This is a genomic window from Capnocytophaga bilenii (genome assembly GCF_017565765.1).
Taxonomy (GTDB): Bacteria; Bacteroidota; Bacteroidia; order Flavobacteriales; family Flavobacteriaceae; genus Capnocytophaga; species Capnocytophaga bilenii.
Genome location: NZ_JAGDYP010000005.1, coordinates 134317 through 158342, shown reverse-complemented (window position 1 = coordinate 158342; position 24026 = coordinate 134317). Strand labels below are relative to the sequence as shown.

Below are 24026 nucleotides of genomic sequence, written 5' to 3'. Positions count from 1 at the left end.
ATTTAAAAAAGAATGACTTTATTGTAAAAATCCTTCTTCCATAAAAAGCTCAGGGTAGTTTGTACGCAGTTCAGCTATTTCTTCTTCCGAAAGTATATAGTGAAAGTCTGCTTTTTTATATTTTATAAGTCTGTTGGGTTTACTATTATAATACAAACCTTCAGCTGCTGCTATTCCCTTTTCTTCCCATATTTTTAGTATGGCTTCTACATCAAAACCAAAAGCACGGTCAAAACGCTGTACCAAATTCAGATAAGTAGCATCTTCTGCTCCTTTTACCATTTTTAGATAAAGAAGTTTACCTTGTAGCACATTCTTCATTGGGTTTTCCTTCCATTTTATATGCCCTTTTTCTTTGATATAGTCTCTTCTAAAAAAAGCTTCTGCTTTCTCCATACCATATTTTTCAATATAGTACAACCACATACGCAATTGTTTTACATAGTGTCGATAGGTATTTACTTTTTCGTTTACAATAAGTCCTGTTACCTCTTGTCGATACTCTTTTTTTTGCAAACGAGTCTTCTTCTCATTGATAGTCAGTTTCTGACTTTTTACAATGCGCTCCAATTCCTTTAAGAATACTTCGTTCTTAAAGATACTCTTGTTTGATGAAAAAGTAATATCGTCAGCATACCGAGAGTAAGTAGCCCCAAAACGCTTTGCCAAACCATTGAGTTTTTTGTCTAACGGATAGCAAAGTATATTGGTAAGGGTAGGTGAGGTGGGAGCCCCTTGCGGCAACACTATTTTTGTACTACCTTCTATTTCGAGAGAATGTGTACATAAAGATGCTAACCAAAAAGCCAGTGGCTCACGCTCTCCTGATAGGTTGAAAGGCTCCTGCATTAATACCCATTTCACCCATTGGCGACCAAATGAGTGAAAGAAATCTTTCAAATCAATATTGTATACATAGTTTTTGTTAGTATGCAGTTGTGCATTGCTAACTACCGAGCGCTCGCGTACAAACCCCATAGCCTTAATGTGGGGTGTAAAGAGTACTTGCAATATATAGTTAAAACACTGCAATAAACCCTTTAGTTCCTCACAAGGAGCATTGATAATACGCTCTCCGCCTGACTTCTTCTTGATAGTAAAGGTAAAGTACCTATCCTTTTCAGAAAAATTAAGGCTTGCATAGAAGATAAGGTCTTCTAATTTGAAAAGAGTAGCTTTCTCACCATAAAGAATTACTTGTGCAATATTGAACATTTCTAATATATCCTTATAGCTGTTTAATGATGCAAATTTCTCTATGATAAGTTCATCTCCTTTTTCTGCTATGTCCTTTAATTCTTCGTTAGTAAAAGTAGTCATCTTTTTAGATAATTAGATAAGTTCTCAAAAAAAACACCTGACTTGTTATTCTCTTTGTTTATGCAATAATAAAAATTAGTGAAGGTTTTAAAAAGGTGATTAATATGAAAAAAATGATATAAAATAAATAATTATATCATCAATTGATCATCCAAAGTAACCATATACTCAGAAAAAATCTGAGCCAATTGCCGATCTGATATTCCGTTTACTCGCGAAAATAAACGGTCTATCCAGCAATCCTAAAAGTCAATACTTGCAGGTGTTTTTCAAAGAACTTTTGTTTTGACGGTGCAAAAGTATAACCAACGTGTGCAACCTATTTGCACTAATGTGATTATTTTTCTATTTATTTTGTATCATACTGGTTTACAGACTTCTGCAACCTCTCTTTTATACTATTTTTTAGTGATAGAGGGCTTATTACTTTTATGTTTTCAGCATATGAAAGTATCAAACTCTCTAATTCATAATTAATTTTTACCTTTATTTTTAGTATGTTACCTTTTAGTTTTTGCGAACTATGCAAGGGCTTAGTGGCTATATAAGGAATAATATTGTTACTTAGTTCCAACACTATTTCCTCTACCTCTTTGTCGGCAAAGTTAGTAACTCCTATAATATCATCAAAATATTCTTCAAAATTAATTTTACTTTCTTTATAAGTTATGTTTTTAGGTTCTATAGTCACTATCCTATCCAATGCAAGATTTTCAAGTCTATCAGCTTCATGGTTATACCCAAACAAAAACCAACGATTATTGTATTGCTTTAGATAATAAGGAGAAATAGTTGCTTTTTTAATATCTTCCGTAAAAGGTTTGTAGGTAACACTCAACCCCTGTTGGTTAACTATATAATGATATAGAGAATTAAGATGTTCTAATCCTGCCAAAAAATTATTATCCTGAAAGTCTATAATTTGCTCCTTAAAATCAACGTCTATAAGGGTTTGTATTTTAGTTTTTAGATTTTCTACCCACTCAAAGTTTTTTATATTTTTTAAACGTGCAAAGAGTGAGACCACCTCATTGAGTATTTCTTTATCTGAAGAAGAGAGTTCCTTTTTCAATATAGAAAAATCGGCCTCTTCATAACGAAAAAAAACTCTTTTTCCCTCCTTAATTCGTTCAATAGGAGCCTCAAAACCATCGGCACTTTCCATAAAAGCAATATCACCTAATATAGTGCGGCGTGATACTGTTACTTCTTCGCCATAGTGTTCAGAAAGCTTTTCAGAACAAATTGCTATCAAATCCTCTATAAAAAACTTCTTATAAGGATTGCTAAAACACTCATCTAATATATTATACCGTAATTGTGCATTTTTATTAGTTGCCATAATATATAATAGATTAAGAAAAGTATTAAAATTTAAGAAACTAAAGACTTGCTCTATAAAAAGTAATAAAAAATGTATTTATAGACAGAATTAATTGGAACTCTTGATTCATATGCTTAGTGAAAAAACATTCCTAAATAATTGTAAATTAGGATTTTCCTCTAATAATTTACTATATTTTTCCTCTGGGGTTATCAGTATTTTTTTTGCTAATTCTTCATTTACATCTATTTCTAATCGCAAATCGTAATTTCTTAACAATCTATGAAGGTACCCTAATAAATGTGTTTCCATCGTTAAAATCTCATTTTTAGCAGCTTCTGTAGATACTTCTAATTTTATAACCGTTCCTTCGAGGTGTAATTGAGCTATTTTCAGAATTGAAGCTTGTATACGTTCGCCCTTATTCAGTAAATCTTGCTGGTAAGCCTCCCAATGTTTATAAAAACTTTCTTCGCTAAATGGTTCACGTGGTAGTGAATTGGGGTCTATTACCACTTCTTGTGTATTTTTCTGGTGTTCACTCTTTAAAAATACACTTTTAATAGATAAACCTGATACTACATTAGAACGCTGTGCTTTGCTAATAGTAGGTATATTGGGTGCTACAGCATTGGTGGTAGTAAATTGTGGTGTAGTAGCCTGCTGGGCAGTAACTTGTACTTGTTCTTTTGTAACAGGAGTTGGTGGTGTTTGCCCATTGTATATATAAGCGGGAATTATGAAGCGTCCATCATTTTTTTTTTATCACCTTCAAAGGTTAAAGAAGCGAGCTGCATTAGAGCGATTTCTACTAACAAACGCTGGTTTTTGCTGGTACGATACTTCAAGTCGGTATCATTGGCAATATTGATAGCCTCCATTAGGAAAGGTACTGTAGCACGAGCACTTTGTTCGCTATATTTTTTTTGTGTTTCTTCACCTACCTCCATTAGCTGAATAGTTGCAGGGTTTTTACATACCATTAAATCTCTAAAATGGCTCGCCAATCCTGCTATAAAGTGATTTCCATCAAATCCTTGTGCAATAATATCATTAAAAGATAGAAGTAACTCTGGCAGTTTGTTGTTTATGATAAGGTCGGTTACTTTGAAATAAGTTTCATAATCAAGTACATTCAGAATTTCTGAAGTAGCCTGTCTACTGATATGATTTCCTGAAAAGCTCACTACACGATCAAAAATAGAGAGTGCATCACGCATAGCTCCATCGGCTTTTTGAGCGATGATTTGTAAAGCCTCATCTTCAGCAGTAATACCTTGTTGTTCAGCTATATATTTTAAGTATTCACGAGTGTCATTTAGTGTGATACGCTTGAAGTCGAATATTTGACAACGCGACAATATAGTGGGGATAATTTTATGCTTTTCGGTAGTAGCCAAGATAAAGATAGCGTGCTTTGGAGGCTCTTCTAATGTCTTCAAAAAGGCATTAAATGCCTGATTGGAAAGCATATGTACCTCATCTATAATATATACTTTATATTTGCCCACTTGTGGTGGAATACGTACTTGGTCTATAAGATTACGAATATCATCTACACTATTATTTGAAGCCGCATCCAGCTCGAATACGTTGAAGGCAAAGTCGTCATCATTAGTTTCGCCTGATGTTTGTTCGTTTATTTTTTTAGCTAAAATACGAGCACAAGTAGTCTTTCCAACACCACGAGGTCCCGTAAAAAGCAATGCTTGTGCCAAATGGTTATTCTCAATGGCATTCTGTAGGGTATTGGTAATAGCTTGCTGCCCCACGACATCGCGGAAAGATTGTGGACGGTATTTGCGAGCTGATACTATAAACTGATTCATTATCTACAAAATATAAAGTTATAATTGCCTATTTTTAGCGGCGATTTGTTTGATAGGTACCAAAAATAAAGTTAGAATCTACTAATTTATTACCTTTGCTATTTACCAACACCAAATCGGAAATGCGGATAAGGTGATCATAGCGCAGTAACTGGTGTGTATTTTCATCGTAAATAGCTTGTGTAGTGATAGATACCGTTCCCCCAGTAGCCTGTACCTCGCTTACTACTGTAGGCTGTGCAGGAGGGTAGTCGCTACAAAAATAACTACTACTTACATTATCAGAATAGGTGCGATAAACTACCTTATAACTACTAGGAATAGCTCCTGTAATGGTTTTAGCTTTGTTTTCTAATACGTTGGTAGGGAGTGTAAGTATAAGTGCTTGTTTTTGATTTACTTTAAATAAAAAAGTAGCTGTAGTATCATTAGCCTTACAAGAAAGCACATCATTATTTTCAAATGAAATCGTTTCTACTTCCAAATCACCATCATTACAAGCTATAGTAAATATTGCTATCAAAAAAGCAAAGATAATTATTTTTTTATTCATTGATGAATGTTTTTTAATAATGATTAATAGCAAATGGTTAATGATAAAAAATGCTGTAATAAAAAAGCTGCTCTAAATTTACAAAGGCAGCTTTTTCACTTTAAATCTTCTTCAGTTGTTGTTGCATCATTTTGATGTGTTCTGTCATCATATTTTGTTTGTCAAGTTTTTTAGCATCGGCGAGGAGCTCTTGGGCTTCACGTTTTTTGCGCTTTTGTATCATTATGCCTGCAAGGCTTAGTTTTGTCATCGCAACATCATAATCCATAGTAAGCCCTAATTGTAAGGCTTTACGGAAATACTTTTCAGCTTGAGTAAGGTTTTTACGTGAATAGATAATGCCGTACATATAGTTGTAATACCCTTGTTGTTTGCGCAATAAAGCAGTTTCAGGATGTACTATCTTTCCTAACCATTTTTCCATACCTTCCATATCTTGCTTACGCAATCGCAAAAAGGTGAGCAATAAAAATTCATTGCGAAAATAGAGCAAAACTGGAAATACGGCTAAGAGTGTTAGGGCAATACCATTGCCTATTTTTCCTTGAACAAACTGATATACAGCCCATAAAACAATTAAAGCTGCTACAATTATCTTTACGTATCGGTGTTGTAAATATTTCATTTTTTGTTAGTTTCTCAATTAAAAGTTTGCAAAGATAAACATTTATATTGAATGTTGCAATACTTATCTCACTTTTTCTAAAAATATAGAAGGTTCATAAATAATTTCAGTAAGGAAAAGTCCGCAGGCAGGCACAGAAGCTCCTGCGTTACTACGTTTCTTGCTTAGGATAATATTCTCAAAACCAGTAAGTGAAAGTTTTTCTAATCCTACATTTATAAGGGTTCCTACTATAGCCCGTACCATATTGCGCAAAAAACGATTTGCCGAGATTGTAAAAATGAGCTCTTGGGAGGCTTGTTGCCAATGAGCCTCGTAAATATTGCAAAGAAATGTTTTTACATCAGTATGGGTTTTAGAAAAGCATTCAAAATCTGTATGGTCAAGTAGTATTTGACAAGCTTCATTCATTGTAGCTACGTTCAGTGGAAGTGTAAGTTGCATAGCGTAATCATAGAGAAAAACCTCCTTTTCTGTAGCTATATGGTAATGATAAGTACGCTTAAGAGCATCAAACCGAGCGTGTGCTTGAGGCTGTACTTTATAAATAGCTTTTACAGCGATATCTTTAGGCAAAAAAGCGTTTAGTTTATGTACCAATAGTTCTGAGATAGGTAGTTCGGTATTGAAGTGAGCAAACATTTGTGCGGCGTGTACGCCGCTATCGGTGCGCCCAGCAGCCACTACGCTCACCGTTTCGCGTAGTAGGGTAGATAGCGCATTTTCTAACACTTCTTGTACTGTAATAGCCTTTGGTTGTCGTTGCCACCCGTGATAGGCTTTACCGTTATATGAAAATTCTATAAAATAACGCACTTTACTTGGGTAATTAATGAAACTTTGCCAAAGCTCACTATTGGGTGCATCTTTGGCAAAGTTGGGGTTATAGATAAATCAAGTATTGATTATTCTCCTAATAATTTTTTAACACGTTGGAAGTTGGCAGTATCGCTCAAGGCTGCATAAATATTCTTCAACTGTTCTAATATATTGGTATTATTACCATTAGCTTTGATAAAATCCTCTAATACACTTGCACTTTTTTTGAACAAATTGTCTTTTAGTTCTCTTAATTCGTCAAATTTAGCGGTGTCGGCTTTGGTATTGCCTAAAGCGTTCATTTGTGAAATAAGTGCATTTCCTTCATTGATGTAAGAAGTTGAAATGTTGATAGCAGCTTCGGCATAGCTTGGTTTTAATTTTAGAGCTTGTTCAAAAGATTTACGAGCTTCAGCAATGTTATCTTGTTGCATATTGATAACACCAATATTGAAGTGCAAATCGGCATTATTAGGCTCTAAACGGATAGCTTCTTGCATCAGTTCTTTGAACTTTTCTTTGTTGTCTAACTGGTGGTATATGTAAGCTTCTTGCAAGATGATATTGGCATCTTTTGGATACATTTTTCGGGCATCTTCAAAAGCTTTTATAGCTTGGTCGTTTTTACCTTGTTCTACGTAAATAGCTCCTATATATTTGACAATATCGGCACGTTTAGATGGAGTTCTTTCGGTACGAGGTTTTTCGTGAGTACCCGCTTTAATCATCAAATCGCGTTGGTTTTTATCGGTGAAAGTTTCCTCTTTTTTAGTTTGTTTATTGGTTGCTAAAAATAGAGTTTCGGCACCATCATAGCCAATATTTTTGAGTTCTTCAAAAAGTTTTACTGCTTTGCCAAGGTCTTTATCTTGATAAGCTGAAGTTGCTGCATTGTATAGGAAAACGGTGTCGTTTTTTAGGCGATAAAATTGCTCAAAGGCAATAGCTGCATTTTTGTAGTTTTTGTGTTCGCTATAGTCTTCAAAGCCTTTTTTGTAGGCTATTTCGGCAGCTTCATCGGTGAGAGATGAGATTTGTGAGGTATATTTTTGTTTGCCGTTTTTTTCTAACTCTTTTACTTTGTTGAAGGCATCTACAGTAGCTTGTAGAGAGGGCAAAGTACTAATATTTTTTTTTGCAAACTCTAAGTTTGTTTTACCTTCTAAAAAGTAGTATTGAGCAGCAAATTCAGTACCTTCTACGCCATTTTTCAGAGCTTTTAGGGCTTCTTTAGCACCGTTAAGGTCGCCTTTACTGATTTGTTTTTCAATCTCTTTTAGTTCCTTTTTTTGAGCTACAGCTGTTACTGATACCAAGAGAGCTGCAGCCATTACGAATAATTTTTTCATATGGTTCTTTGTTAAAATTTTAATGCTGTTTTTCTTTTGACGTGGCAAATGTAATAATTATTTTTGTAACAGCCAAAAATTTTGATAAATTTTAATTTTAAGGTAAGGGGAGAGAGTAGGTCTTCGTCACATACTCCGCTGCGCCAGCTCGCGGACTTTCCTTCGCTTATCCTTCGCTTATCCTTCGTCACATACTCGGCTGTGCCAGCTCGCCGACTTTCCTTCGCTGAAGCTATGAGGTGAATAGGAGGGAGCTAAGGGAGAAGATATCGGGAGATGAATGGAGTAAATAATTAACAAAAATTTCAGAATTTAGAATTTAGAATTCAAAATTATTTTGTATCTTTGCCCTCAAAATATAGATAACAATTAATGATGAAAAAAATAATTATTATTATTACATCTTTGCTTATACTATCGGCTTGTAAAACTAATCCTTTTACGGGTAAAAGTACATTGAATTTTATGCCTAATAGTAAGGTTTTTCCAATGGCATTTAGTCAGTATTCTACTTTTTTAAACGAAAATAAGGTTATTAGTAATACAAAAGACGCAGCAATGGTGAAGCGTGTGGGTGAACGTATTGCTAAAGCGGCTAAACTATGGCTTGATACCAATGGTTATCCTCATTATTTAGATGATTATCGCTGGGAATACCACTTGGTGGATAGTCCTGAAGTGAATGCGTGGTGTATGCCTGGTGGTAAAATTGTGGTTTATACGGGGATTTTGCCTATTACCCAAAGCGAAACGGGACTGGCGGTAGTAATGGGGCACGAGGTGGCGCACGCTTTGGCTGACCACGGGGCGCAACGTATGAGTGCTTCTACCTTGCAACAAATAGGAGCTTATGCTGGGGCAATTGCTTTACAATCTAGCGACTATGCTAAATATACTGAGCAGTTTATGCTTGCTTATGGTTTAGGTTCTAATTTGGGTGTGATGTTGCCTTTTAGTCGTTCTAATGAAACGGAAGCAGATGCAATAGGTATTCAAATTATGGCAATTGCGGGCTATGACCCATCGGAAGCTCCTGAATTGTGGAAACGTATGAGTGCTAAAAGTGGTGGTGGTTCGAGTTCTGCGTTGTTGAGTACTCACCCTTCTAATGAATCTCGCATTAAGAATTTGACAAGCTTAGTACCTAAAGCAAGGGCTGAAGCGGCTAAATTTGGTGTAACAAGTTTTAAATAATTGGCGAGTAAGCACGTTTATAAATTGACAAATAACATATTGATATAATAAAAGTTATGCAACAGTATTACGATAAAATTAATGAAACGGCTCGTATTATACAGTCGTATATTCCGGAGCATACTCCTGAATTTGCTATTATTTTGGGTTCTGGGCTTAGTAAGTTGGAAGATGAAGTAGAGGTGATATCAGAAATTAAATATCAGAATATTCCTAACTTTCCTAAATCGACTGTAGAGGGGCACAAAGGGAAACTGATTTATGGCAAGATTGAGAATAGGTATGTGCTGATGATGGCTGGGCGTGTGCATTACTACGAGGGTTACTCTATGCAAGAGGTTACTTTTCCTATAAGAGTATTTCGTCAGTTGGGTATTAAACGTTTGATACTTTCTAATGCTTCGGGGGGGGTAAATCCTAATTTTTCAATAGGGGACGTGATGATTATCAGGGATCATATTAATATGTTTCCTGAACATCCTTTGAGAGGTAAGAATTTAGACCACTTTGGGGTGCGCTTTCCAGATATGAGCAAGCCTTATGATTTGGCGATGATAGCTGAATTGGAAAAGATTGCCAAAGAGAACAACATCAAAGTACAAAAAGGGGTGTATGTAGGTTTACAGGGTCCTTCGTTTGAAACGCCTGCTGAATACGGTATGGTACGTGCATTGGGTGGTGACGCTGTAGGTATGAGTACTGTGCCTGAAGTGATTGTAGCACGCCACCAACAGATGGAGGTATGCGCTCTCTCGGTAATTACTGATTTGGGAGGACCTGAAATATCTCCTGACATTTCACACGAAGAGGTGCTAAATGCTGCTACTATAGCGATGCCTAAAGTAGTGTTATTGGTAAAGAATTTGATAAAGAATTACCGTTAATTTTAAATTAAACAGCGGCACTATTTGTACCAATCTTTTTTTGTGAGGGCGATTTGCCAATCGCCCCTGCAATGTGAATGAAAGAGATTGATTATCAGAGTAATTAACTTTGGCAAACTCTTGGAGTTATTAACATTCCCCCCTTCCCCCCTTTCAAAAGGGGGGGAGATGCCGAAGTATTACTATTAAAGACTTTTTAGACAGCCTCTGTTTGGTGGATAAAGTTTGATTTTATTTGGTAGAATCTGATTGATGTGTTGTATTTAACTTTGGCAAACTCTTGGAGTTTGCCAAAGTGTGTGGTATGTGGTGCAGTGATAAGTTATTGATTTTCACTTTTAATTTTGATGAGGTCTAATATTTTATCGGGGCAGCGTGTAGGTCGCCAAGTTTGGGCGTTTACGAATACTAAGATAGTATTGGCTGTAGATAAAAGCTCGCCTTTTTCGTTGAAAAGTTCGTAATCAAATTCTATTTTTGAGGAGGGCATATTTTTCAGTATTGTACGAATTGTGATAAGCTCATCGTAAAGAGCTGGTTTTTTGTATTGGATTTGTAGGGATACTACGGGCATAATGATGCCTTCTTCTTCCATAGTTTTGTAAGTAAAGCCGATGGAACGGAGCCATTCTACACGCCCAATTTCTAAATACTGAGGGTAATTACCGTAATACACCACGCCCATTTGGTCGGTTTCGGCATAGCGGGTGCGCAAAGCATAGTCAAAATATAAGTTGTTCATATATAGATAGATAAAAAATACGATTCATTATAAATAGCGACCTCATACGAAAAAGAAAGTATAAAAACAAGTGTTAAATATTTTTTTTATTCAAAAATTATTCACAATTTTGCTGACTGAAATAACAACACTATTTATAGGGGCAAAATTAGTAAAAAAATCTAATAATCAAAATATTAGGGTGCTAAGAAGCTCAAAAAGAATACCTATTTTATGGAAGAAGCAGCTAAAAAAGTATGGAATAACTGTCTGGAATTTATAAAAGACAATATAGATGAGCAACCATTTAACACGTGGTTTGCTCCTATAGAGCCTATTGACTTAGATGGTAATAAGCTGAAGATAAAGGTAAAGAGTATGTATATAATGGAGTGGCTGGAAGAGAATTATCTTTCTCTTATCGGTTCGGCTATGAAACGTGCTCTTGGGGAAGGGGCTCGCTTGGTATATATTATAGATACTCCTGTGAGCAGGGAGCAATTGCCAAGCATTAATCGTCCTGAATTGCCCAAACAGAATGTGAATATGCCCATTGAAGGGAAAAACCCTGAGATGAGGAATCCTTTTGTGATACCTGGTATACGCGAAATTACGATAGACCCTCAGCTGAACTTGCATCAAAACTTTGATAATTTTGTAGAGGGCACCTCTAACCGATTGGCGCGTTCGGCAGGTATGGCTGTAGCTAATAAACCAGGAGGTACGGCATTTAATCCGCTTTTTATTTTTGGAGGCGTAGGTTTGGGAAAAACACATTTGGTACACGCTATAGGGGTGGATATCAAAGAGAAGTTTCCTCATAAGAAGGTGTTGTACGTATCTGCAGAGAAATTTACCCAACAATTTATTAGTGCTTCAAAAGATAAAGAAAGGAGCTCGCTGAATGATTTTATTCATTTTTATCAACTTATAGATGTACTAATAGTAGATGATATTCAGTTTCTTTCGGGCAAAGTGAAAACGCAAGATGCTTTCTTTCATATATTCAATCATTTGCAACAAAACAATAAACAGATAGTTCTTACCTCGGACAAAGCTCCTGTTGATTTATTTGATATAGAGCAACGCTTGTTATCTCGCTTTAAATGGGGGTTACCTGCTGAATTGCAAGCTCCTGACTATGATATGCGTTATCAAATCTTAAAGAACAAATTCTACAATGATGGGGCTAATGTGAGTGATGATATTATTGCTTATTTGGCTGAAAATATACGTACTAACATACGTGAACTGGAAGGGGTGAGCAACTCGCTTATTGCTCAAGCAGCGTTTAACCGCAAAGAATACTCTATAGAGCTTGCCCAAAGTATTATAGAAAAATCGGTAAAGAATAAAAAGAATGATTTGACGATAGATCATATACAAAAAATCATTGTTGATTATTTCAATTTGGAGATAGATGAACTACACTCTAAAACGCGCAAACGCAATGTGGTGCAAGCGAGGCAGCTGGCGATGTATTTTTCTAAGAAATACACCAAAAATTCTTTGTCGACCATTGGTAGCCAAATAGGGCAGCGCGACCATGCCACAGTATTATACGCTTGCAAAACGGTGGAAAACCTTATAGAAACAGACCGTGAGTTTAAAAAATATGTGAGCGATTTGGAAACTAAATTTTCCGACTGATGAAACATCAATTAACACAACTTATACCACAAGAAGAGCGATTGGCTATCGCTACTCAGCAAAGTGCTTTGCGGATAGGTATTCCTAAGGAGCATACTTATCAGGAGCACCGTATATGCTTATCGCCCGATGATGTGGCTGTGCTTGTTGCCAATGGACACCAATTGGTTATAGAAACGGGTGCTGGTGAGGGGGCTAACTTTAAAGACATAGAATATAGTGAGGTGGGGGCTGAAATAGTTTACAGTAATGAAGAGGTTTTTGCTTGCCCTATAGTGCTAAAAATAACGCCACCTTCTCAGGAGGAATTGGTTTATTTTCGTCCTAATAGTGTGCTAATCTCGGCATTGCAACTTAATACCCAAGACAAGGCATATTTTGAAACGCTTATCGATAAACATATCACAGCTTTAGCCTTTGAATATATACAAGATGATGAAGGCAATACCCCTGTGAGCCAGTCAATAGACGAAATAGTGGGGGTGGCTTCAGTACTTACGGCAGCGGAATTGGTAGCTGAGAACGGAAAGTGGTTGTTTGGCAATATCACAGGAGTTCCGCCTATAGAAGTGGTGCTTTTGGGTGCTAATAGTGTAACTGAATCTGCAGCTAAAGCTGCTATAGGCTTGGGGGCGAATGTAAAGATTTTTGGGCGTTCGCTTACGGCTTTGCGAGCTTTGAGAGAACGATTACCTATTTCTGTATATACATCGACAATGCAACCTAAACTACTGCGCAAAGCCTTGATGCGCTGTAATGTAGTGATAGGGGCAGTGATGGGCGAATGCAGGTCGCCCATTGTAATTACGGAAGATATGGTACAACTGATGAAGCGCGGTTCGGTAATTGTAGATGCTTGTATTGCAATGGGAGGGTGTGTAGAAACCAGTAGGCTTACGACTTTTGCAGAACCTACTTTTGTACTGCATAATGTGGTGCATTACGGTGTGCCTAACTTACCTTCGCGTTATGCCCGTACGGCATCTTTATCGCTTAGTAACTTACTTACTTCTTACTTACTGAAAATAGGGGAGGAAGGAGGTATAGAAAATATGCTTCAGATAGATAAAGGCTTTAGGAATGGGCTTTATTCTTATCACGGTATTCTTACGAATATTAGTATTTCGGAATGGTTTGGGCTTCCTTGCAAGCCATTACACTTATTGTTTCTTTAAAAATGTACGCACTATTTAAAAAAGAGATTCGTTATTTTTTTACATCTCCTATAGGATTTACCATTATAAGTTTGTTTATACTACTCAATGGTCTCTTTCTTACTGTTTTTAAAACAGATTACAACATCTTCAACGCAGGATTTGCTGATTTATTACCTTTTTTTAAGCTCTCATCGTGGGTATTTGTATTTTTAGTACCCGCACTCACAATGAGGAGTATCTCGGAAGAAAAAAGAAGTGGAATGCTTACCTTGCTATTTACTAAACCTATTAGTGTATGGCACATAGTATTGGGGAAGTATTTGGGCATACTATTTTTGCTATTTGTCATTCTTTTACCTTCTGTAATATACGTTTATATGCTGTGGGTATTGGGTAATACCACAGGGAATTTGGATATAGCGGGTATTGTAGGTTCTTATATTGCCTTGTTTTTGCTGGTAGCTACTTTTGCTGCTGTGGGGCTATGGGCTTCATCGGTAAGTAGTAACCAGATTATATCGTTTGTATTGGCAGCTTTTTTGTGTTTTTTCTTGTTCTTTGGGCTTGACCAGCTTATCGCTTTTATAGCACCTGATGGTTATAGCTATAATGGTTTTGGATTTCAGCCTCATTTTGACGCTATTAGTAGGGGAGTATTGGATACGAAAAACCTTGTGTATTTTATATCTATTATCTTGTTTTTCAATTATATAACAACCTTATCTCTTAAAGCTTACAAACGATGAAAAAGATACTAAATCACACAGCCAGTAGGGTAGGGGGTGCTCTCTTAATTTTATGGCTGATAAACATAATGGCGCAGCAGTGGCATATGCGTATAGACCTCACACAAGATAAACGTTATACCTTATCGGAAGTAACACTCCAAACGCTTGCTAAAATAAATTACCCCTTACAAATAGATGTATTACTAAACGGAGATATTCCTACAGAGTTTAGGAAACTACAGATGGAAACGATGCAGCTCTTAGACGAATATGCAGCACAAAATAGCCATCTTATCATCAATTATATTAACCCTATGAAAGGGGAGGAGGATACCAATAAAGTACTGCAAGAAATGATGAGCTATGGGCTCACGCCGCTACAAATAGCACAAACAGAGGCAGGAAAATCATCGGTAGCTTACATTTTTCCTTGGGCAATGATAAGTGATGGCAAAAAGAGCGAGCGAGTGCCCTTATTTGTGAATAAATTGGGGGCAAATGACCAAGAACGAGTACAAAATTCGGTGCAACGATTGGAATATAACTTTACCGATGCGCTGAACAAGATGATATTGGAAAAGAAGAAAAAAATAGCTGTATTGAAAAGCAATGGTACGCTTGATGATATATATATAGCTGATTTTTTGAAAACAGCTCGTGATTATTACTTTATAGCTCCTTTTACACTTGATTCGGTAGCTACGAATGCCCAGAAAACTTTGCAAGAGCTTAAACCTTTTGATGTGCTATTGGTAGCTAAACCAACAAAACCTTTTACAGACATAGAAAAACAGGTAATAGACCAATATATAATGCAAGGTGGGCGAGTGCTATGGCTGGTTGATAATGTGGATATATCGTTGGACGATTTGTATAAAATGGGTGGAAAAGCAATGGCAATGCCTGTGGATTTGAACCTTACAGATATGTTTTTCCAATATGGTTTTCGCATTAACTACACACTGATAAACGATTTGTATTTTTCTGAAATAATGGTAGCAACGGGCGAGGGGTCGGCGACTCGTTATATGCCTTTGCCGTGGGTGTATTCGCCCTTAGTGTTATCAGATAACAATCACCTTATTAACAATCACTTAGATGCTGTACGATTACAATTTGCTAATAGCATAGATACTTTGCGAAACGGAGTAAAGAAAACAGTACTATTGCGCAGTTCGCCTATTTCAAAAGCAGATGGTACGCCCCGTGAGATTACGATGCAAATATCACCTGACAAGATGGATAAAAATGCCTATAAAGGAGGTAATATACCACTGGCAGTGCTATTGGAAGGAGAGTTCAATTCGGCATACAAGGATAGAATACGCCCGACAGAACAGGTAAAGGAAAAAGCAGAAAAGAGTGTTCCTACCAAAATGGCTGTGGTAGCTGATGGTGATATTATTAAGAATGATATAGATGGGCAGAGCCATATGCCATTAGAATTGGGATTGGACAAATGGACACAGAAGTTTTATGACAATAAGGCTTTTTTGCAAAATACATTGAACTATTTGATGGACGATACTGACTTTTTGGTATTGCGCAATAAAAAAGTGCAATTGGCATTACTGAATAAAGAAAAAGTAACCGAAGAACTTACTGCGTGGCGGGTGAAAGTATTGGCTTATCCGCTGATAGCTTTGTTGTTAGTAACGTTTTCGGTAATATATATTTATAAGAGGAAAAACATAAAATGAAACATAAAATGAAAAGAGTAGTAGTAGGATTAAGTGGAGGGGTGGATAGTAGTGTAGCTGCTTATCTGCTAAAAGAACAAGGTTATGAAGTGATAGGGCTCTTTATGAAGAATTGGCACGATGATAGTGTTACAATTTCAGACGAATGTCCTTGGCTGGAAGATAGTAACGATGCGCTTTTGGTAGCTGAAAAATTAGGTATTCCATTTCAAACTGTGGATATGAGCAAGGAGTACAAAGCGCGTGTGGTAGATTATATGTTTAACGAATACGAACACGGCAGAACTCCCAATCCTGATGTGTTGTGCAATAGAGAAATAAAGTTTGATGTATTTATGAAGTTGGCACTTAGTTTGGGTGCTGACTATGTGGCTACAGGACATTATTGCCGCAAAGAAACTGTAGAAGTGGACGGAAAAACAATCTACCGATTGCTATCAGGCAGAGATGATAATAAAGACCAATCGTATTTTTTATGTCAGTTATCCCAGGAGCAGCTTAGCAAGGCATTATTTCCGATAGGAGATTTACAAAAACAGGAAGTAAGAGCTATTGCAAAGGAACAAGAACTTGTAACAGCTGAAAAGAAAGATTCGCAAGGACTTTGTTTTGTGGGGAAGGTACGTTTGCCAGAGTTTTTACAGCAAAAATTACAGCCCCGACAAGGAGATATTATTGAAATCCCGAACGAATGGCAAGGTTATACGGACTATGATGTAACAAGAACCTTTGAGAGTTATGACGATGAGTTGGAATACTTATCACAACGATTTGCATATCAACCAAAAGATGGTAAAAAAGTAGGGATGCACCAAGGAGCTCATTACTTCACCAAAGGACAACGCAAGGGACTGAATGTAGGAGGGACAAAAGAGCCTTTATTTGTAATAGAAACAGATATTGAAAAGAATATTATTTATGTAGGGCAAGGACATTTGCATAGAGGCTTATACCGAAAGGCTTTGAGTATAGAAAAGGCAGATGAGCATTGGGTACGCCCAGACTTGCAATTGGCAGTAGGCGAACGAAAAGATGTGCTGGTACGTATTCGTTATCGTCAGCCTTTACAACGAGCAGTTTTATATCAAGGTGCAGAAAAGTTGTATATAGAATTTGAAACTATGCAAAGTGCTATAACAGAAGGACAGTTTGCCGTGTGGTATATAGGAGACGAATTAATAGGCAGTGGCGTGATATCATAGCTTATAAAAAGTTCCTTCCACAAATGTCTATAATATATATTATGTAAAATACAGGAATGAAAAAGGTACTTATTATTACTTATTATTGGGCACCTGCAGGAGGTCCTGGTGTACAGCGCTGGTTGAAATTTGTAAAGTATTTGCGAGATTTTGGTATTGAGCCTATTGTATATGTACCTGAAAATCCTACTTATCCGATAATAGATAATGAAATAGGAAACGATTTGCCCACAGATATAGAAATCATAAAACATCCCATATGGGAACCTTACAAATTAGCTTCGCTTTTTTCTAAGAAGAAAACAAAGAAAATAAGTGCCGGAATTATACCACGCAAGCAGGTGTCTTTATTGGACAAGTTGTTATTATGGGTACGCGGTAACTTGTTTATTCCTGATGCGCGTAAGTTTTGGGTAAAGCCTTCAGTACGTTATCTTACTTCTTATATAAAAAATAATGGTATTGATACTATTATAACAACTTCGCCCCCTCATAGTGTGCATTTGATAGGATATCATCTCAAAAAACAATTCCCGAATTTGAAATGGATTAGTGATTTTCGCGACCCATGGACGACTATTGGCTATTACAAAGATTTACTACTTACCCACTGGGCTGATAAGAGGCAACATTATTGGGAGAAAGAGGTACTACAAACAGCTGATTTAGTGCTTGTAACAAGCTTTAAAACCCAAAGAGATTTTAAGAGTCTTACCAATAAACAGGTAGAAGTGATTACTAATGGCTATGACGAGGAACATAATGATACCCCTCCCCTATCTGATAAATTTTTACTTTCGCACATAGGTTCTTTATTATCAGATAGAAATCCTAAGATATTATGGGAGGTTTTGGAAGAATTGCTAATAGAAGAGGAAGGTTTTAAAGATGATTTTCAGCTTTGTTTTGCAGGAAAAGTAAGTGAGGAAATTGAAGAAGAATTGCACCAGAGAGGCTTAACAGCTTACTACAAAAATATGGGTTATATCACTCATATGGAAGCTATTAGCTTGCAAAAACAATCACAAGTATTATTGCTTATTGAAATAGATTCGGAAGACACACGAGGCATTATAGCGGGAAAACTGTTTGAATATATAGTATCGGGGCGACCTATTATAGCTATGGGGCCTAAGGAATGGGATGTAATTCCTATACTGACGGAAACCCAGACAGGGTTTTTTGTGGATTATAATGGAAAGGAACGCTTAAAAACAATACTGAAAACTTATTATAAGCAATATAAAGAGGGGCTACTAAAGGTAACTCCTATAGGTATAGAACATTATAGTAGGCGTGCACTTACAAAGCGATTGGCGCAACTTATTCTTAATAGTAAAATTTAAAAAAATAAGTTTGTTTATTTATTAAAAAGTTGTACTTTTGCAATTAAAGTAATTTATAGATGATTGTTTTAAATTTTATATGGAACTCTAATGAAATCCTTGCAAGTATTGGAGGGTTTCATCTTCGTTATTACAGCCTGATGTTTATTATAGCCTTTAGCTTGGGCTGGTATCTCACCAAGAAAATATACCTCAATGAAGGAAAAACCTTGCAACAATTAGACTCCCTTTTTGTTTACACAGCTGTAGCTACGCTGGTAGGAGCTCGTTTGGGAGATTGTTTTTTCTATAATTGGGATTATTTCAGGCATCATATTATAGAAATCTTCTTACCTATAAAGGTAAAAGCTGAAGGAGGCTGGGAATTTACAGGCTTTTCAGGATTAGCCAGTCACGGGGCAGCAGTGGGGATTATTATTGCAATGTGGTGGTATGTGCGTAGGTATAAAGATATTAGCTTTTCGTGGATATTGGATAGGGTCGTTATACCGATTACTATTGGAGGAATGTTTGTACGTTTTGGTAATTTTTTCAATTCAGAAATTAATGGTAAAGAAGTTTCAAGCGATTACCCACTGGGAGTGAAATTTGTGCAAAGCGGTATTATATCACCCCGCAAAGCGATGGAAATTACTCAGCAAACTGACCCTCAGGAGGCTTACCGACTTATTACAGACGACCCTCGTTACGCCGATGTATTGGCAATGATACCTTATCAACACCCAGCCCAGCTGTATGAAGCTTTTGGTTATTTCTGCTTATTTTGGGTGCTGTGGTACGTGTATTGGAAAACAGATAAACGCAACCAACCTTATTTCATCTTCGGACTTTTCTTGGTACTGCTTTGGACAATACGTTTCTTGGTAGAGTTCGTAAAAGAGAGTCAGGGAGGTTTTGAAAACACTTTGGGGATACTTTCTACAGGACAATGGCTCAGCATACCCTTTATTATTGCGGGTTGTTACTTATTATTTAGGAAAGTTAAGGCTTAGATAGGCTTATCATAATTCACATTCAAAATTCAAAATTAGTAAAAATGAACTTTTTTAGAAAACACTTCGTATTATTAGCGTTAGCATTAGTAGGCTTGGCTGTTGTAGCTGCCTTATTGCCTTATTTTTTTACAGAAAAAGAAAAAGTGATAGAAATTACACCAGAGGACTTAGTATTTAGAATAGATGCCGAAGCCTATATATACAAAAAAGATAGTCTGTTGCAAAAAATAGATGTACAAATGGCTACTACCGAAGAGCAACGCGCTGTAGGGTTGATGTACCGCTCTTCTATGGAACCACTACAAGGAATGTGGTTTGTTTTTGAAAATGAAGCACCTCGCTCTTTCTATATGAAAAATACAGAAATTCCATTAGATATTATCTATGTAGATAAAAGCAAAAAAGTGGTAAGCATTGCTAAAAATGCGCGCCCTTATGACGAAACCTCATTGCCTTCAGAAGCTCCAGCAATGTATGTATTGGAAATTAATGGAGGATTGGCTGATAAATGGGGTATAGAAAAAGGAGACCGGATAGAAATTAGGAAATTAGAGAATTAGGAAATTAGAGAATTAGGAAATTAGAGAATTAGGAAATTAGAGAATTAGGAAATTAGGGAATTAGTAAATTAGAGAATTAGTAAATTAGAGAATTAGCAAATTAGAGAATTAGCAAATTAGAGAATTAGCAAATTAGAGAATTAGCAAATTAGAAAATTAGAAAATAATGGAAGAGCACGTAATATTAGTAGATGAGCAAGACAACGCTATAGGGCTGATGCCCAAACTTGAGGCACACCAAAAGGCAGTGCTACATAGGGCTTTTTCGGTATTTGTGCTCAACGATAAAGGTGAAGTAATGTTACAACAACGCGCTGCTCACAAGTACCACTCCCCTACCCTATGGACGAATACCTGTTGCAGCCACCAGCGAGCGGGCGAAACTACTGTTGCTGCAGGTAAACGCCGACTACAAGAAGAAATGGGGTTTACTACTGAATTGACTGATGTACTAACCTTTATATACAAAGCCCCTTTTGATAACGGACTTACAGAACACGAGCTTGACCATATCTTAATAGGATATTATAATGATGTCCCTGCCATAAATGAAGAAGAAGTAGCCGCTTGGCGTTGGGAAACTCCTGAAAACATCAAAAAAGATATAGAAAAGAATCCAACATTTTATACAGAATGGTTTAAAATCATTTTTGCACAATTCTATGATAAGTTATTTTTAAAGGAAAAATTATAATAAGATAGAGAATCTTCCTATACGTGGCTGTCCGAAAAGTTTTGTAAAGTGGTGGTGTAATTGCACTTTTAAAGACTTTCTGGACAGCTTCACTACTATAAATGAACCTTAACGAAGGATAAATTGCCTATAAGGCTCACGTAAAAAAATATTCAAAAAAAATAAAGTTGTTAATTACTAATTATTTTGTATATTTGCACTCATTTTTATAAAAGGCTATGATACAATCAATGACAGGGTTTGGGAAAAGTGTTATTTCACTTACCGACAAACATATAAGTATAGAAATAAAATCACTAAACAGCAAGAGTATTGATATCAATACCCGTATTCCACTACTATACCGCGAAAAAGAACTCGATTTTAGGAAACTTATAGCCGAACGACTACTTCGCGGCAAAATAGATTTCAGTATCTTTGTAGAAAATATAGGAACCCAAACCCCTTCCAAGATTAATGAAAATATTGTAAAATCATATATTGAACAAATGCGCTCAATTGTAGATGGAGACCGCGTTGAACTACTGAAAATGGCAGTGCGTATGCCCGATGCACTACAAACCTCACAAGATACCATTTCAGAAGAAGAGCTGGAGGCAATTGTTCAGCATATATATTTGGCAGTGAATGAGTTAGAAAAATTTCGTACTCAAGAGGGCAAAGTATTGGAAAAAGACTTTATATTGCGTATAGCAAATATCAACCAATATTTGCAACAAGTAGAAGCCTTAGATAGTGAACGTTTGGCATTGATACGTGAACGTTTAGAAAAAGCTGTAGCTGAAATACAAAATGTAGATGCTAATAGATTTGAACAGGAACTAATTTTCTACTTAGAAAAATTGGATATTACTGAAGAAAAAATACGATTGAAAAAACATTTAGATTATTTTTTGGAAACATTACATTCTGAAGACTCTAATGGTCGTAAGCTTGGTTTTATCAGTCAGGAAATAGGTCGTGAAATTAATACCTTAGGCTCTAAAGCAAATTTTGCACCAATGCAACAATTGGTTGTGCAAATGAAAGACGAATTAGAAAAAATAAAAGAACAAGTACTGAATGTATTGTAATGAATAAATGAAGGTGAAAAAAATGAATAAACTTATTATTTTTTCAGCTCCTTCGGGGAGTGGTAAAACTACTATCGTAAAACATCTATTGGCAATAAAACCGCTAAACTTAGCATTTTCTATTTCGGCGACTTCTCGTACCCCCCGTGGCGAAGAGCAGCACGGCAAGGAATATTACTTCCTTTCAGCAGAAACTTTTAAAAAACGCATAGCCGATAACGACTTTTTGGAATGGGAAGAAGTATATAAAGATTTTTATTACGGCACTCTAAAAGAAGAAGTAGAACGCCTATGGTCTATGGGCAAAAACATAGTGTTTGACATAGATGTGGCAGGAGGATTGCGAATAAAAAAACAATTTCCGAAGCAAACACTTGCTATTTTTATACAGCCTCCTAGTATTGCAGTACTTGAAGAACGATTGCGAGCACGCAATACTGAAAGCGATGAAAAAATAGCGATGCGATTAGCCAAAGCTGAACAGGAATTAGCAGCCGCTCATCAGTTTGATGTGATCATTAAAAATGATGGTTTGCAAAAAGCTTTAGATGAGGCAGAACGTATTGTAACCGAATTTATCAACCGATGAAAAAACAAGTAGGTTTATTTTTTGGCTCATTTAACCCAATACATATTGGACACCTTATCATTGCGAATCATTTATTGGAACACAGCACAATGAATGAACTGTGGCTGGTGGTAACGCCACAGAACCCTTTTAAAGAAAAACAATCACTATTGGATAATTATTTGCGGCTGGAAATGGTAAATTTAGCATTAGCTAACTATCAGGGGCTACGGGCTTCGAACATAGAATTTCATTTACCACAGCCTAATTATACAATTAATACATTGGCTTATTTAGAGGAAAAATACCCTCATATAAGTTTTGCACTGATAATGGGAGAGGACAACCTGAAAAGTTTTCATAAGTGGAAAAATTACGAATTTATATTAGAAAACTACCCCATTTACGTATACCCCCGCATTTCAGAAGAGATTGTGCCAGCAGAATTACAGGCACACCCTCATATAAATCGTATTGAGGCACCCATTATAGAACTATCGGCTACTTTTATACGAAATGAAATAAAAGCAAGACATAATGTACGCCCCTTATTACCCGAAAAAGTATGGGAATATATAGATAAAACAGGATTATATTTATAAAAAAGATAAAAACACGGAAAAAATTTAAATAAAAAATGAAAAAAACTAAAATACTGATGGTTTGCTTAGGGAATATCTGTCGTTCACCTTTAGCAGAAGGAGTATTGAGGAGCAAGCTACCCGCCGATCGTTTTGAGGTAGATTCAGCAGGAACATCAGATTACCACATTGGTACTCCTCCGGACGAGCGATCTATAGCTTCAGCAAAAAAACACGGTATAGATATTTCAATATTAAGAGGACGACAATTCACAGTAAACGACTTTGCTAATTTTGATTACATTTTTGTAATGGATAAGTTTAATTACAAAAATATCATCAAGATGGCGAGAAAAGAAACTGAATTGCGAAAAGTTTATTTTTTAGCAGATGCGCTTAACGGAATGACTCGTCACGAAATTCCCGACCCCTACTATGGTGAGGAAAAGGATTTTGAAAATGTTTATAACCTTATCAATGATTCGTGTGAGAAAATAGCTCATAAATTAACTTCTAAATAAAGACGTTTTGGATTTTTCATCAAAACTGTTGGAAAATGCTGTGTATGAAATTTCACAGCTTCCAAGTATTGGTAAGCGCACTGCGTTGCGTTTGGCTTTGCATTTGCTGAAACAGCCCGAAGAACAAACATTGCAATTGGCAGAGGCTTTGTTGGCTTTGCGTACACATATACAGTATTGCCAAAATTGCCATAACCTCTCTGATGCAGAACTATGTGAGATATGTGCCAACCCTGTTCGTAATACAGGGGTTATATGTGTAGTGGAGGACTTTCGCGATGTAATGGCTATTGAAAATACCCATCAGTTTTTTGGACAATACCACGTGCTGGGAGGAAAAATATCTCCTATTGATGGTATTTCGCCGTCAGACCTGCATATCGCTTCACTTGTAGAAAAAGTAAAAAGCGGCTCTGTAACAGAGCTTATATTTGCCCTTAGCAATACTTTGGAGGGCGATACGACTAATTTTTATATTTACAAACAAATAGAGGCTTACCCCATTACCATTTCGACCATTGCTCGTGGTATAGCAGTGGGAGGTGAATTGGAATATACCGATGAGGTTACTTTGGGGAGAAGTATTGCACAACGCATTCCATTTGAAAAAGCTATAATCTCAAATTAAAAGAA

The 24026-nt window shown here is 36.4% G+C and carries 26 protein-coding genes; 17 read left to right on the top strand and 9 right to left on the bottom strand.

All coding sequences use genetic code 11. The features are described 5' to 3' along the window. Positions 1-18: 18 nt before the first annotated feature. The 3 genes from J4N46_RS07965 to J4N46_RS07955 all read right to left on the bottom strand — a co-directional run bounded on the left by J4N46_RS07965 (position 19) and on the right by J4N46_RS07955 (position 3160). Positions 19-1320 (bottom strand): reverse transcriptase domain-containing protein, encoded by a 1302-nt coding sequence (locus J4N46_RS07965; protein WP_208058863.1) that lies wholly within the window; start codon positions 1318-1320, stop codon positions 19-21. Between the two features lie 349 nt (positions 1321-1669). Further along, complete coding sequence (locus J4N46_RS07960) at positions 1670-2662, bottom strand: helix-turn-helix transcriptional regulator (protein ID WP_208058862.1); 993 nt, start codon at positions 2660-2662, stop codon at positions 1670-1672. A 108-nt stretch (positions 2663-2770) separates the two neighbouring features. Beyond that, positions 2771-3160 carry a hypothetical protein gene (locus tag J4N46_RS07955; RefSeq protein WP_208058861.1) on the bottom strand — a complete coding sequence of 130 codons (390 nt, stop codon included), beginning with the start codon at positions 3158-3160 and terminating at the stop codon, positions 2771-2773. Between J4N46_RS07955 and J4N46_RS07950 the strand changes: the two genes are divergently transcribed. Continuing rightward, positions 3144-3374 carry a hypothetical protein gene (locus tag J4N46_RS07950; RefSeq protein ID WP_208058860.1) on the top strand — a complete coding sequence of 77 codons (231 nt, stop codon included), beginning with the start codon at positions 3144-3146 and terminating at the stop codon, positions 3372-3374. The two genes, J4N46_RS07955 and J4N46_RS07950, sit on opposite strands and share 17 nt — an antisense overlap. Positions 3375-3381: 7 nt before the next feature. Here J4N46_RS07950 and dnaX read toward each other — a convergent pair whose 3' ends face one another. The 5 genes from dnaX to J4N46_RS07925 form a co-directional block, all read right to left on the bottom strand. Further along, positions 3382-4473 (bottom strand): DNA polymerase III subunit gamma/tau, encoded by a 1092-nt coding sequence (gene dnaX / locus J4N46_RS07945; RefSeq protein WP_208058859.1) that lies wholly within the window; start codon positions 4471-4473, stop codon positions 3382-3384. Positions 4474-4507: 34 nt separating this feature from the next. Further along, positions 4508-5026, bottom strand: a complete 519-nt coding sequence (locus J4N46_RS07940; protein WP_009414630.1) for a hypothetical protein — start codon at positions 5024-5026, stop codon at positions 4508-4510. A 100-nt stretch (positions 5027-5126) separates the two neighbouring features. Further along, complete coding sequence (locus J4N46_RS07935; protein ID WP_009414629.1) at positions 5127-5651, bottom strand: tetratricopeptide repeat protein; 525 nt, start codon at positions 5649-5651, stop codon at positions 5127-5129. Between the two features lie 63 nt (positions 5652-5714). Then, the gene (gene truA, locus J4N46_RS07930; RefSeq protein ID WP_208058858.1) at positions 5715-6467 is read right to left on the bottom strand and encodes a tRNA pseudouridine(38-40) synthase TruA; all 753 of its coding nucleotides are present in this window, start codon (positions 6465-6467) and stop codon (positions 5715-5717) included. 89 nt (positions 6468-6556) lie between these two features. Further along, positions 6557-7819, bottom strand: a complete 1263-nt coding sequence (locus J4N46_RS07925; RefSeq protein WP_009414627.1) for a tetratricopeptide repeat protein — start codon at positions 7817-7819, stop codon at positions 6557-6559. A gap of 375 nt (positions 7820-8194) precedes the next feature. Between J4N46_RS07925 and J4N46_RS07920 the strand changes: the two genes are divergently transcribed. Together J4N46_RS07920 and J4N46_RS07915 are read left to right on the top strand one after the other, a co-directional pair. Beyond that, complete coding sequence (locus tag J4N46_RS07920; protein ID WP_208058857.1) at positions 8195-9013, top strand: M48 family metallopeptidase; 819 nt, start codon at positions 8195-8197, stop codon at positions 9011-9013. Positions 9014-9069: 56 nt separating this feature from the next. Continuing rightward, positions 9070-9897, top strand: a complete 828-nt coding sequence (locus J4N46_RS07915) for a purine-nucleoside phosphorylase (protein ID WP_009414625.1) — start codon at positions 9070-9072, stop codon at positions 9895-9897. Between the two features lie 322 nt (positions 9898-10219). Here J4N46_RS07915 and J4N46_RS07910 read toward each other — a convergent pair whose 3' ends face one another. Then, positions 10220-10639, bottom strand: a complete 420-nt coding sequence (locus tag J4N46_RS07910; RefSeq protein WP_208058856.1) for an acyl-CoA thioesterase — start codon at positions 10637-10639, stop codon at positions 10220-10222. A 213-nt stretch (positions 10640-10852) separates the two neighbouring features. Here J4N46_RS07910 and dnaA point away from each other — a divergent pair, with 213 nt between their 5' ends. The 14 genes from dnaA (at position 10853) to recR (ending at position 24021) form a co-directional block, all read left to right on the top strand. Next, positions 10853-12268, top strand: a complete 1416-nt coding sequence (dnaA, locus tag J4N46_RS07905) for a chromosomal replication initiator protein DnaA (RefSeq protein WP_009414621.1) — start codon at positions 10853-10855, stop codon at positions 12266-12268. Then, positions 12268-13443: an alanine dehydrogenase gene (locus J4N46_RS07900; protein WP_208058855.1), complete on the top strand. Its 1176-nt coding sequence runs from the start codon at positions 12268-12270 to the stop codon at positions 13441-13443. Before dnaA ends, J4N46_RS07900 begins: the two co-directional genes overlap by 1 nt. Before the next feature lie 2 nt (positions 13444-13445). Beyond that, on the top strand, positions 13446-14171 hold the full coding sequence (locus tag J4N46_RS07895; RefSeq protein ID WP_034556411.1) for an ABC transporter permease subunit: 726 nt from the start codon (positions 13446-13448) through the stop codon (positions 14169-14171). After that, positions 14168-15853: a gliding motility-associated ABC transporter substrate-binding protein GldG gene (gene gldG, locus J4N46_RS07890; RefSeq protein ID WP_208058854.1), complete on the top strand. Its 1686-nt coding sequence runs from the start codon at positions 14168-14170 to the stop codon at positions 15851-15853. Before J4N46_RS07895 ends, gldG begins: the two co-directional genes overlap by 4 nt. Positions 15854-15861: 8 nt before the next feature. After that, positions 15862-17055, top strand: a complete 1194-nt coding sequence (gene mnmA, locus J4N46_RS07885; protein WP_208058853.1) for a tRNA 2-thiouridine(34) synthase MnmA — start codon at positions 15862-15864, stop codon at positions 17053-17055. Between the two features lie 56 nt (positions 17056-17111). Continuing rightward, positions 17112-18401, top strand: coding sequence for a glycosyltransferase family protein (locus J4N46_RS07880; RefSeq protein WP_208058852.1), 1290 nt, complete (start codon positions 17112-17114; stop codon positions 18399-18401). Positions 18402-18460: 59 nt separating this feature from the next. Then, entirely contained in the window at positions 18461-19393 is a 933-nt protein-coding gene (gene lgt, locus J4N46_RS07875; RefSeq protein WP_009414615.1) for a prolipoprotein diacylglyceryl transferase, read from the top strand. Between the two features lie 44 nt (positions 19394-19437). Next, the gene (locus tag J4N46_RS07870) at positions 19438-19956 is read left to right on the top strand and encodes a DUF192 domain-containing protein (RefSeq protein WP_208058851.1); all 519 of its coding nucleotides are present in this window, start codon (positions 19438-19440) and stop codon (positions 19954-19956) included. 166 nt (positions 19957-20122) lie between these two features. Then, positions 20123-20650 (top strand): isopentenyl-diphosphate Delta-isomerase, encoded by a 528-nt coding sequence (idi, locus tag J4N46_RS07865; protein WP_009414613.1) that lies wholly within the window; start codon positions 20123-20125, stop codon positions 20648-20650. A 218-nt stretch (positions 20651-20868) separates the two neighbouring features. After that, on the top strand, positions 20869-21723 hold the full coding sequence (locus J4N46_RS07860) for a YicC/YloC family endoribonuclease (protein ID WP_208058850.1): 855 nt from the start codon (positions 20869-20871) through the stop codon (positions 21721-21723). A 22-nt stretch (positions 21724-21745) separates the two neighbouring features. Further along, positions 21746-22312 carry a guanylate kinase gene (gene gmk / locus J4N46_RS07855; RefSeq protein ID WP_208058849.1) on the top strand — a complete coding sequence of 189 codons (567 nt, stop codon included), beginning with the start codon at positions 21746-21748 and terminating at the stop codon, positions 22310-22312. Further along, positions 22309-22893: a nicotinate (nicotinamide) nucleotide adenylyltransferase gene (gene nadD / locus J4N46_RS07850; RefSeq protein ID WP_009414610.1), complete on the top strand. Its 585-nt coding sequence runs from the start codon at positions 22309-22311 to the stop codon at positions 22891-22893. Before gmk ends, nadD begins: the two co-directional genes overlap by 4 nt. Positions 22894-22928: 35 nt before the next feature. After that, positions 22929-23393: a low molecular weight protein-tyrosine-phosphatase gene (locus J4N46_RS07845; RefSeq protein WP_208058848.1), complete on the top strand. Its 465-nt coding sequence runs from the start codon at positions 22929-22931 to the stop codon at positions 23391-23393. Positions 23394-23400: 7 nt separating this feature from the next. Next, on the top strand, positions 23401-24021 hold the full coding sequence (gene recR, locus J4N46_RS07840; RefSeq protein ID WP_208058847.1) for a recombination mediator RecR: 621 nt from the start codon (positions 23401-23403) through the stop codon (positions 24019-24021). Positions 24022-24026: the final 5 nt, after the last annotated feature.